Below are 11,328 nucleotides of genomic sequence, written 5' to 3'. Positions count from 1 at the left end.
GCGTATCAATCTTCAAATTTTTTGGCTCCGAGCAAGCTCGTCAGCCAAATAAAAAACAGCTAGACCAATTATGATCTAACTGCTTATGTAAACTGCCATCAACTTAATTTGACGAACAGCCATAATTTAATCTTTTGTACTACTACTTTTTTGAATTATAAAACTGTAACTGCATCAACAGGAACAAATTCATTAGTAGCGACACGGTAGTAATCCTTGCCATTGATTTGAGCGATACGATCTGAGTACCAATCGGAATCGGCAATCAAAGAACGGTTTGTGACAACATTGCCTTTGGAATCAACTAGTTGTTGATTGTTCTTAGTTTGGACAACAACTTTATTATTTTCGTAAACATAAACGTTTGAGGCTTTTACCCATTCATTTGTGGCTACACGATAATATGTATCTCCAGCAAAGCTCATATCTTTATCACTGTACCAGTCAGTAGCTGTACCTAAACGACGGTTAGTAATTTCTGTAGTATCTAGTTTGTAAAGTGAAACGATTCCGTCATCGGGATTAGTTGAAACTAGACGTACTTGATCATTGATATTATCAGGTGAATCAGGTGAAATTACGGGTTCTGTAGGATCAGTAGTTGAACTTGTATTAGAGCCTGTGTTAGAAGTTGAACTTGATGAACTAGAACCACTATTTACAGGGTCAACAGTAACTGTGACAGTTTTAGTAATAGCTGTACCATCCTTTAGATTATATGTATATGTGACATCAAATGAACCAGCTTTTGTGACTTTTCCATCACTAAGTACACTATCGGGATCGTCAATTGAAGTTGTTACTGCATTGATTGCATCATCGCCAGTTAAGACATTGTCATCGTTATCTTGAACAGAAGTTAAATTATCGGCGGCAGACCAATCTTGTCCAACTGTTGCAGTGCTGTCTTGTGCGTCAATGACATGTCTTAAAGAAATGTAAATACCTTTAATAGTATTAGTTGATGAATCGTCACCGGAATTATTAGGATTGGCCATTATGGTTACTCCGTTGCCAATATTGTCATAGTCGTATTGTGTCTGTTGACTGCCATCAGCGTTGAGCAGAACAGAATATCCATCAGTGTTTGCAATTTGTGTAATTCCAGAACTTACAAGATTTACATAAGCGTGACTGCCATAAGTCCAATCGCTTTTATCAGCGTCAGTAAGTTCATCCTTATTTGAAGGAGTGAAGTTATTAACTTGAATGTCACTGCCACCAGTGTATGTTGGCATTTTATCTTGGATTTCTTTGTCAGCAGCAGTATAAGAAACGCCTAAATCGTTGACAGTAACGGCAGGATATTGTCCCGTAAGGTCACTCTGTTTGATAGAATCGTCCATGTTCTTATACGTTGCATTAAGTGATTGTGTTCTAAAGTAAGATACTGTGTATGAATCAACCTCAATAGTTGGGTTAATAGTATTTAATTGATGCTCACTTGTATCAGTATTCTTTAGTGGAACGGTTATTTTAATTTCTTGGTTAGGTCCTAATGTTTCCCAGTTACTATCAATTTTAATTGCCTTTAAATCTGACATTTCAAAATCTGAATCATTCTTTAATTCTTCAAGGGTCTCATAACCTTTGTCAGTTAAATAAGTAACCAAGGCACCATCGGGAACGCCTGTAATCATTGTTGATGGATCAAAAGAATCGTCAACGACAATTGGTGTTTTATTGGTTGCTGTATCGTTATAAGCTGGAAGTTCAAAGATACCATTGTATTCATTTGCACTTTCATCACCAGTAGCAATTGTAAAATTAAGTGTTGTCTGGGCATCTTTATTAACAACCACTGAAGCATTCTTATCTTCGTCCGTATTTTCAGAAGTAATCGAACCTTCATCAGTTGTTGCAGTCATGGAAACATTAGCTTTAACAGGATCTTTATAATCGTTAGGTACTCTATTTGCAGCAGGATTTTGAATCATAATGTTAGACGATGCAGCAACATCATTTTGTGAATTTTGATTAGTTGTAGCATCAGTATCTGTTTCTTCTCCAGAAGCAGTATTGTTCTCAGTGTCTGTTTCAGGGTTAGAACCATCATTTGTGCTGTCATTTGATGATGCATCATTATTACTTGTTGTTGTGACATTAGCACTAGCTGCCTGAATACCATTTGTGTTTGAATCTTGATTGTTGCTATTGGTATTAGCTTGTTGTTCGCTATTGTCATCGTTAGAATTTTGAACATCATTTGTGGCATCAGTACTATTTTGTGTTTGATTACTATTGTTTTGATTGATATTTGATGTATCAGTGCCAGCTTGTTCTTGATTATTATTGTTAGTCGATTGTTGAGTATTATCTGTTGTATCAGTATCATTTTGTGATTGATTACTACTACTATTAGATTGAATACTTGAGCTGTCAGCAACGGAACTACTCTTAGTTTGCATGTTACTTTGTTCATCGGCTGCATCGCCGGTCTTAGAATCAGCGGTATCATCAGCTTTAACATCATTAGTTTGCATTAATTGAAAACCTAAAGCTGCAACCCCTAATGCAGTAACAATAAATTTCTTATTGAATTTTTTAACATTTACTTTTGTTATAGTCATGATATATACCTCGCAATTCCCCGTATTTATTTTTTAAATTTGTTTCAAATAAATTTCTTAACTCACTTGCTCTACACTTTGAATTATAATGTCATTATCGCCATTAAGATATTCATAATTTGAAAATTTATTTTTTATAATCCGGAATGGTATATATCTCAAAAAATTGCATAATCATTGCTGGGTAAGGGTTTTAGAAAAAAATAAAGAAACGGTTCGATATTTAGGAAAACGTTTCATATTAAGAATTAATAAAGATTTATAAAATAAATACTGATTCACTTTTTGTAAAACATTTTTTTAAAACTTGAATGTTCACCTGACTCGACAGATTGTATAATCCTTTATGTAAGTTAAATACGACCGAAAAAGTAATTCATTTGATTCCCGAAACTAATTTAATCTCATCAATTTTTTTAGACTTAAATCAAATGACAGTATAAAAAATAGCAAAAAAAAATAAGCTCGAAGTAGAAGCGGTCTACGACGAGTTTATTAGGATTGATTTTATTGAATTGCATCTTCAGAAATAAACTTGGTATTAGGATTTGTACCAGTATAGTTGTAAAGTTTCTTTTGAGCAGTAATATCATCGACATTCCAATCAGCTTCGAAAGCTGAATTTTTTGCGTTGATGCTTAAGCCGATATTAGGACCGGCGTAAATCAATGCAGCACGGTGACCAAAATGGCCAGCTGTGCCCATTGGATCAACGTTATTGTCTTCATCGTACCATTGTTTTAATAAGAAATAAGCAACTTGTTTGTCGGAGGTAGCTCCGGCTTTTTTTGTTATGTAATTAAATCCGGCACCAGAAAGGTTCTCAGACATATTTTTAGTAGCTGTACTGTGATCTAGATTGTTACCGTTTTGTTGGTCAGCTCTTTGTGTAGCATAGTCGACAACACTATTAGAGACGTTGACGCTGCCAGTACCATTAGCTTGGTGTAAAGCGTTGACGTATTCAGCAAAGTAAGTGTTGATCTTGGCTAAGTTAGGAGTATATTCACCAGTACTGCTTTGTGATTCAGTAGTAACTGTGGTGCTTGAAGCGGCAACAGGAGCATCTCCAGAAAGGCTGGAAGCACTAGCTTTTAAGTACTCATTAGTAGCGACTTGGTATAATTTTTCTCCATTAACTGTAATGACATTACCAACGGCCCACTTAGTATTAGGTGCTAGAGCACGATTGGTGATAACTTTGTCATTTTTATTATATAATCTTGCAATACCACTGGCATTAGTAGTAGCAACGGTTGATGCATCGACATTTTTTTGTGAAACGGCAAAAGCGCTAGACATAGCAAAAAATACGGCTGAAAAAGTAATAATTTTAGATAATTTCATTTGATTGACCCCCGAAATGGACAATATATCATATATTTAGTTTTTAATCTCATCATTTATCTCTACTATAATAAGAGATATTGAGATAATAATCAAATGTAAAGCTATAATTTTTTTCTAAAAGATTATATAAATTTAAATCTTTTTGAAATTATAAATTGTTTTTCTAGTTCAAATTTACTCCCATCTAATTAAAAATGTTATAATGAAAGCGTTAACAAAGAAGGAATCGATGAAACTTGTAACATTTATTCGAGGAGGGAAATATCATGAAAAATAAAGAAACTGAATCAGAAGACTTGATTGGACTAGTATTCACTTATATTTTTGTTTTTGTGGCAGTCTTCTTAGGATTGTTCGCATTATATTTTCATTTTACAACCTCAATGTCAGTAACTTGGTTACTAAAATTATTAGGTGTTGATTTAGTATTAATGGTTTTGGCATTTTTGAAACCAGTTTTTGATGTTACTTTGGATTATTTTAAGGATATGCTCAAAAATTATTAAAAATAGAGCAAAATTGTTGTTACTCTTATAATTGCTTGCTATATTTTAAGTAGAAAAAGATGAGAGGAGTTTTATTATAATGAGTGTTGACAGCAAAAAAGATATGATTAAAGGTAAAACAAATCAAGCAGTTGGCGAAGCTTCAGGAGACGACAAGAAAGAATTAAAAGGTAAAGCTCAAGAAGCAATGAGTAAGGCCAAAGATAAAGTTGATGAAACAGTCGATAAGGTTGCTAAGAAAGTTAACGAAAAGACTGACAAATAAGTATATAAATTTTTGAATTGAGATTAGCTACCATATAATGTGGTAGCTTTTTTTATATATAAAATAATCATATTAATATTAATATTAATTACATAACCAATTACAGGGTTCAATGTGTTACATTATTTAATGGAGTGAAATAAATGTTTTTGTGAGGTGAATCAATGGAGAGAAGCGAGATATTGGTGACTACAACTGAACATATCCCTGATCATGATTACGAGATTATTGGTGAAGTTTTTGGATTAACTACACAATCAAAAAATGTCGTCAAGAATATCGGTGCCGGCTTTAAAAATATTGTTGGTGGAGAGATTAAGGCTTATACAGAATTGTTGACCGAAGCTCGTGACATAGCAATTGATCGTTTACGACAAAATGCTAAAGATATGGGTGCCGATGCAGTTGTAATGATGAGATTTGATTCTGATTCGATCAGTGCAGATATGGAAACAGTTGCAGCGTATGGTACCGCAGTAAAATTTAAGTAAGGTGAATAAAATGGCATTAGAGTACAACAAAAGTTCTTTATCTGCTTGTACAAGTATTTTAATTGGTAAAAAAGCTACTGTTGATGGTTCTACTATTATAGGTAGAAATGAAGATGCCAAAGCATCTTGGCCAAAACACTTCGTCATACATGACCATAAAGAATTTACCGATGAACAAAAATTTGTTTCTAAGGCTAATGATTTTCAAATGGACTTACCTAAAATTCGCTATAAATATTCTGCCACTCCTGAATGGACCTTTAAAGAAGGATTATTTGAAGAGGATGGTTTTAACGAATACGGCGTTGGAATGAGTGCAACAGAGAGTGCTTATTCAAATCAGCGTGTTTTAGGCGTCGATCCTCTTGTTGAAAATGGTATTGGTGAAGAAGCTATGATTACAGTTGTCTTGCCATATGTTAAGACTGCACGTGAGGGTGTCTTATTATTAGGTAAGATTATTGAAAAATATGGAACTTGTGAAACTAACGGAGTCCTCTTTTCTGATCAAGATGAAGTTTGGTATTTCGAAAGTGGATCAGGTCATTATTGGGTAGCACAACGGATTCCCGATGATAGTTATGCCGTTGTTGCTAACCAATTGGCTATTCAAGAAATTGATTTTGATGATACAGATAACTTTTTGTATCAATCGGATATTAAAGAATTTGTTGAAAAAAATCATTTAAATCTCAAACCAAAGACTTTTAATTTTAGAGAAATTTTTGGAACACAAGATTTATCAGATGAAATATACAGCACGCCCCGTGTTTGGTGGGGTCAACAACAATTTTCAGGAAAGACTGATGAAAGTCCTGAAAGTGAAGATTTAGCTTTTATCAAAAAATCTAATCGTTTGTTGAGTGTCGATGATGCACAAGATTATTTGTCATCGCATTATCAAAAAACTGAATTTGATCCATTAAATGAATCAAAGAACAATAAACGTTATCGTCCAATTAGTTTAGCAAAAACTCAGGAGTCCCACGTCTTGCAAATTAGACCTGGAATGGCACCTGAGATTGCTTGTGTGCAATGGGTAGCTATGGGAGTAGCATCGCAAAGTATCTATGTACCATTTTATTTGGGAATGACAGATACTCCCGAAGAGTACAAACTAGGCGAATTGCCATATGACAGTGAGTCAGCCTATTGGACATACAAATTGGCCGGAGTTTTATTGGACGGTCACTATCAAGAACTTGGAAAAGAATTTCAAGCTAAGCAAAAGGAGATCAATATCACGCTTCGCAAAAAGTTGCATGATTTTGATCAAGCAGCCTTGAGCAAAGATGATGAGGAATTACCTAATTATTTAACAGAAGCATCATTTGAAATGAGTAAGATTTCACTAGATGGCTACAAAGAGTTAATCGCTCAGTTAATTACGGACTCGACTGATTTTTCACCTCTAAACTTTAAGACAGATATGAATTTATAAGTTTAAATTTGTACATTGAAAATTAAATAAGGGGTTTATAAAATGAATGATGGTAACGCGCCGAAAAAAACGATCACATTATTTGGTTTGATTATGATGATCTTTACGGCGATTTTTGGATTCGCTAATACTACTGTTGCTTATGAACAGATGGGATTAGCAAGTATTATTTGGTATGTCTTTGCTGCGTTATTCTTCTTTTTACCAGTAGGATTTATGATGGCAGAGTACGGTTCCGCCTTTAATGAAGCAAAAGGTGGGATTTATTCTTGGATTGATGGAGCTGTTGGTGCTAAGTGGGCTTTTATCGGTACTTTCATGTGGTTAGCATCTTGGGAAGTTTGGTTAGTTTCAACTTCTTCAAAAGTTTGGATTCCACTTTCAACCATGTTTGCGGGTCATGATACGACGCAAACTTGGGGGATGTTTGGACTTTCAGCTACACAGGTCATCGGTATCTTAGCTGTTTTGTGGATTATTTTTGTTACTTTTACAGCTTCACAAGGTATGGATAAGATTTCTAAAGTATCTAACTTCGGTGGAATCATGACAATTACTTTAAACGGTATCTTCTTTATTTTGAGTTTGGCCGTTTTGTTCATGTCAGGTTTTCACACTGCTGAACCGATTCACGGTTTGGATACTTTTATCCATTCTGCTAATCCTGCTTTTGCATCACCAATCGGAATGGTATCATTCATCGTTTATGCAATCTTTGCATACGGTGGTATGGAATCCGTTGGTGGCGTGACAGATAGTATGAAGCATCCTAAAAAAGACTTTCCCCGTGGTGTGTTGATTTCTGCTGGTATTATTACTTTGCTATATTCTCTAACGATTCTTTGTTGGGGTATGAGTGCAAACTGGAATGCCGTTGTTGCAAAAGGGAACGTCAACTTAGGTAATATTACTTATGTTATGATGAGTAATCTTGGATATACCTTTGGTACGCATATCGGATTAGGAAGTGCAGCTGCAATTACTTTAGGTGAGTGGCTCGCTCGTTTCACTGGATTTGATATGTTCATCCTATATATGGGTGCATTCTTTGTTTTGATTTATTCACCATTGAAATCCTTTGTCTTGGGAACGCCAAAAGATTTCTGGCCTGAAAAGGTTACTAAGTTAAATAAACATGGTATGCCAGCCAATGCAATGTGGATTCAAGCAGCAGTTGTTATCGTTTTGATTTTGATTGTTGATATGGGTGGTAAGAATGCGAAAGCACTTTATAACATTTTGACATTGATGGCTAATGTTTCAACTACTGTTCCATACTTGTTCTTAGTTGGTGCATATCCATTCTTTAATATGAATAAAGACATTGAAAAACCATATTTATTCTATAAGAATAAGAAAATCATGTGGACCGTCTCCACAATTGTCTTCTTAGTATTAGCTTTTGCGATTATCTTCACGTTGGTACAACCAATTATGGAAGGTTCTTACACAGATGCTCTTTGGACAATTATCGGACCAGTCGTCTTCGGACTCGTCGGATTTACTTTATATGCTCGTTATGAACATAAAGAGAATAAGAGAGTTAATTCAGAAGTTACTGACTAAAATAATTAAACAGATGTTATCGATTAATTTTGATAACATCTGTTTTTTTTGATTTATAGTCTGATTATTTTTAGTTGGCCTTTATTGAAAATCAGACTTAAGAAAAAGAAGTGGATAGGATTAATTTTATTAAGTCTAGTGGTTTCCATTCAAAAAAGAAAATAATTAAATAACAAGTAAACTACCTCCTAGGTATACAGATCAAATAATAAAAATCTGTTTGTCTAGGAGGTTTTTGTATACATTTCAAGATATGTATGTTTGAGATTATAGAGGAATAATTATATCAACGGAGAAATTCAACTCATTATTTTTTATTTTGCTTTATAAAATTAAAAATATAACAAAATGTGTGGTTAGAAATATTCTTCCCATAGTTAAATAGTAAGTGATTATCTAAAAATATTAACGAAAAGGAGTAATGGATTTTATGAAGGTAGTGTGTTGGAATATAAACGGAAGGTCTAGCAACATCACTGACAATGCTGCGGATTTTATTTCTGAAAATTTACAAGATAATTCCGAGATAATTGTATTTACAGAATATACTTTGAGTTTTGGTAGATTAAGTAAAAACCTAGAAGAACTTGGATATATTACTTTTTCAAATTTGACTAAAACACGTGAAAACGGTGTTTTAATCGGTGTAAAGAGCGAGGATATTGAAATTAAACAAGTATTTAATCTGTGTCCAAGCACTGATGATATGCAACCAAATTTTTTTGGCGTTCAGTTAAAGAAAGATAACGAGTCCATAAATATCATAGGAACAAGGATAAGAGTAGATACAAAACAATACAAAACAGACGCTGAGACTAATCATGACTTTAAAGACAGAGCTCGACAATCAGTCAATTTACTTCATCAACTAGATTTGAATAAAATAGAGGGAAAAATCATCATTGTAGGTGATTTTAATAACGGTTTTTATAGAGAAAACGACAAGTTATCTGATTACAAGAATGCACGTCGATACTTTAACTACAAAATGTTGAAAAATATGATGAATGAAAAGGGATTCACCGCGTACACACCTAAATATGGGTACTCTCTTGAAAATAATTTAAAATACGATCATGCTTTTGCTAAAGGATTGAAGGTTAAACAACCAAGATATGACTGGACATTTACAACCCCTTCTTCCAAAAAATCTACTTATGAGGGTAAAACAGTAGGCTATCCAGACCATGCACAATTGTTACTAGATATAGATTTTTGAATCTTTTACAGCTAGTATTTACCAAGGTATTTCCCGATGATTTATAATATCCACTATTTCATCAATGCTAATCGGTTTTCTCAATTAAATTGCTAAAGTAATCAAATAATATAAAAAAGGGACTGTGGCAGAAGTCCTCAAAATAAAAGCTGATAAATGAAATTTTGTATTTCATTTGTCAGCTTTTATTTTGTATCACAAATTATAAAATTTAACCAAACACTACTAGTAGACACAAAAACCCATAAATGTCTTTAATAAGATTATCATAGCTCGTCACTTAAAAATAAGTCCATCAACCGTTAGTGTTGAACTAAATTAACTTCATCATTATTCGGCAGAATCCGCAATAACATTACGAAAGGATTAATATGTCAAAGAAGACGCAATTCATTTATTACTAAAGGGAATGAAAGATTTTATTATCAAGCGAGTAAAAGTCAATCACTTGTCTTTCGAAATAATAGCTACCTTATCCATATCAATCAAAACTATTTACAGTTGGTTAGATGATGTTTTATTGGAATTATTCTTCTGACTTATCAAATAAGAGTTTCCGTCGTAAAAGAAAAAACGTGCCAAAAAATAATTTCCGATTTTTTATAAAACGTTTTCAAAGAAAATTATAGATTTTCAAACTAATCATTAAGAATTAAAAACTGTATGTTTAAAGACTTTTACAGATATTTAATTAAATAAATAATAGGATTTATTTTCATATAAATAAAATTTATTTAGTTAAAAACATTTTATATCAGTAAGGAAAAGCACAATTAAAGTGCTATTATTGAAGCGTAAAAATGTTATGGAGGGTGATATTTTTGAATAAGAAGATTAAATATGTAGGAATTGCTGCAGCAGCATTGTTGGCAGTTGCACCAATTGCAGGACCAATTATTGGTTCAGATAACGCAACGACTGTTGAAGCTGCTGATATTAGTGCAAGTCAAAAAGCCGATGTACAAAAATGGGAAAACCAAATGAAGAGTAGTTTTAGAGTTACTAAAGGCAACCCACTAATAACTCAGGACTATATAGGTTTATTTTATCCAGTAGGTAATACTGATCAAACTTATGATTTGTTTGCTAGAAATTTGACTCCACAGACAGATGTTTTTGAAGTCACTAATGAAGATCCTGCTAAAGGAGATTTCTTCAGCCAATTTAATGATAATGCTGATCAAAGCAATATCTTCTTTGATTCTGATCATTATCGAATCTTTGCTTATGCCACTATTAATGATGGAAGTATCCAGGGGAATTTGAAACCATCACAAATTAATGATGCTCTGTCGGAGAATGGTGGAAAAGGTGTAACTTTCCACTTTAGTGTTCGTTACCTTGCTTCAAGAGCCAATCAATCAGGCCTTATTGTAAGTGACGATTCAATTATATCCTCAGGCGGAAGTGATTTTGATGACTTCTTAGGTGCCGGTTCTCAACAAATTGCTTCTAAAAACGTTGTAGTATTGCCAGCTGATGATAGCGATAGTTCATCAAATACAGACGCAAACGGTAGAACTCCAGCTTCTGAATATAAAACCGTCTTTGTAACTAATTCAAATACTAATGTGTACACAATTGATGGCAAATTAGTTTCAAATCGTCAACTTGCAGAAAATTCAGATTGGGCTGTTGACAAAGAAGAAACCATTAATGGTGAGGTCTTTTATCGTGTTGCAACTAATGAATGGGTCAAAAAAGATGACGGTGTTGTGTTAGAAGATCCTGACTACAACAGCGTTGTACATACAAGACATGATTCCGCTGTATATGATTCAAAGGGTGCAAAGTGGTGTTAGTCTGATATTCCGGACACGGTCTCTATGTTAAAATTGTGAAATTAATAAGGAGAACTTATCTATGACTCAAAAATTTTCAGCCGAATTTCAGGCCTCAATTATGGATCTTTACCATTCA

General features: G+C 33.6%; 9 protein-coding genes. 7 read left to right on the top strand and 2 right to left on the bottom strand.

What is annotated here, in order from left to right:
- Nucleotides 1-155: 155 nt before the first annotated feature.
- Both FHL05_RS11775 and FHL05_RS11770 read right to left on the bottom strand, forming a co-directional pair.
- The gene (locus FHL05_RS11775) at nucleotides 156-2,570 is read right to left on the bottom strand and encodes an SLAP domain-containing protein (RefSeq protein WP_153386695.1); all 2,415 of its coding nucleotides are present in this window, start codon (nucleotides 2,568-2,570) and stop codon (nucleotides 156-158) included.
- A 507-nt stretch (nucleotides 2,571-3,077) separates the two neighbouring features.
- Nucleotides 3,078-3,917: a CAP domain-containing protein gene (locus FHL05_RS11770; RefSeq protein WP_153522791.1), complete on the bottom strand. Its 840-nt coding sequence runs from the start codon at nucleotides 3,915-3,917 to the stop codon at nucleotides 3,078-3,080.
- A 269-nt stretch (nucleotides 3,918-4,186) separates the two neighbouring features.
- Between FHL05_RS11770 and FHL05_RS11765 the strand changes: the two genes are divergently transcribed.
- The 7 genes from FHL05_RS11765 (at nucleotide 4,187) to FHL05_RS11735 (ending at nucleotide 11,210) form a co-directional block, all read left to right on the top strand.
- Complete coding sequence (locus FHL05_RS11765) at nucleotides 4,187-4,426, top strand: hypothetical protein (RefSeq protein WP_153386689.1); 240 nt, start codon at nucleotides 4,187-4,189, stop codon at nucleotides 4,424-4,426.
- A 79-nt stretch (nucleotides 4,427-4,505) separates the two neighbouring features.
- Nucleotides 4,506-4,691: a CsbD family protein gene (locus tag FHL05_RS11760; RefSeq protein WP_153386687.1), complete on the top strand. Its 186-nt coding sequence runs from the start codon at nucleotides 4,506-4,508 to the stop codon at nucleotides 4,689-4,691.
- A 164-nt stretch (nucleotides 4,692-4,855) separates the two neighbouring features.
- Nucleotides 4,856-5,182 (top strand): heavy metal-binding domain-containing protein, encoded by a 327-nt coding sequence (locus FHL05_RS11755; RefSeq protein ID WP_153386685.1) that lies wholly within the window; start codon nucleotides 4,856-4,858, stop codon nucleotides 5,180-5,182.
- A gap of 10 nt (nucleotides 5,183-5,192) precedes the next feature.
- Nucleotides 5,193-6,623, top strand: a complete 1,431-nt coding sequence (locus FHL05_RS11750; RefSeq protein ID WP_153386683.1) for a C69 family dipeptidase — start codon at nucleotides 5,193-5,195, stop codon at nucleotides 6,621-6,623.
- Nucleotides 6,624-6,665: 42 nt separating this feature from the next.
- The gene (yjeM, locus tag FHL05_RS11745) at nucleotides 6,666-8,189 is read left to right on the top strand and encodes a glutamate/gamma-aminobutyrate family transporter YjeM (RefSeq protein WP_153386681.1); all 1,524 of its coding nucleotides are present in this window, start codon (nucleotides 6,666-6,668) and stop codon (nucleotides 8,187-8,189) included.
- Between the two features lie 421 nt (nucleotides 8,190-8,610).
- A complete protein-coding gene (locus tag FHL05_RS11740) occupies nucleotides 8,611-9,408 on the top strand; it encodes an endonuclease/exonuclease/phosphatase family protein (RefSeq protein WP_153522790.1) in 798 nt (265 codons plus the stop codon).
- An 821-nt stretch (nucleotides 9,409-10,229) separates the two neighbouring features.
- Nucleotides 10,230-11,210 (top strand): SLAP domain-containing protein, encoded by a 981-nt coding sequence (locus FHL05_RS11735; RefSeq protein ID WP_162000302.1) that lies wholly within the window; start codon nucleotides 10,230-10,232, stop codon nucleotides 11,208-11,210.
- Nucleotides 11,211-11,328: the final 118 nt, after the last annotated feature.

The organism is Companilactobacillus halodurans (assembly GCF_009600995.1).
In the GTDB taxonomy this organism is placed as follows: Bacteria; Bacillota; Bacilli; order Lactobacillales; family Lactobacillaceae; genus Companilactobacillus; species Companilactobacillus halodurans.
Note: the sequence above shows the minus strand (reverse complement) of the source record. Positions and strands in the feature narration are given on the sequence as shown.

Bases quoted from the DNA above. Each gene is read 5' to 3' on its own strand.
- FHL05_RS11775 (WP_153386695.1), bottom strand. From the start codon at position 2,570: ATGACTATAACAAAAGTAAATGTTAAAAAATTCAATAAGAAATTTATT.
- FHL05_RS11770 (WP_153522791.1), bottom strand. From the start codon at position 3,917: ATGAAATTATCTAAAATTATTACTTTTTCAGCCGTATTTTTTGCTATG.
- FHL05_RS11765 (WP_153386689.1), top strand. From the start codon at position 4,187: ATGAAAAATAAAGAAACTGAATCAGAAGACTTGATTGGACTAGTATTC.
- FHL05_RS11760 (WP_153386687.1), top strand. From the start codon at position 4,506: ATGAGTGTTGACAGCAAAAAAGATATGATTAAAGGTAAAACAAATCAA.
- FHL05_RS11755 (WP_153386685.1), top strand. From the start codon at position 4,856: ATGGAGAGAAGCGAGATATTGGTGACTACAACTGAACATATCCCTGAT.
- FHL05_RS11750 (WP_153386683.1), top strand. From the start codon at position 5,193: ATGGCATTAGAGTACAACAAAAGTTCTTTATCTGCTTGTACAAGTATT.
- yjeM (WP_153386681.1), top strand. From the start codon at position 6,666: ATGAATGATGGTAACGCGCCGAAAAAAACGATCACATTATTTGGTTTG.
- FHL05_RS11740 (WP_153522790.1), top strand. From the start codon at position 8,611: ATGGATTTTATGAAGGTAGTGTGTTGGAATATAAACGGAAGGTCTAGC.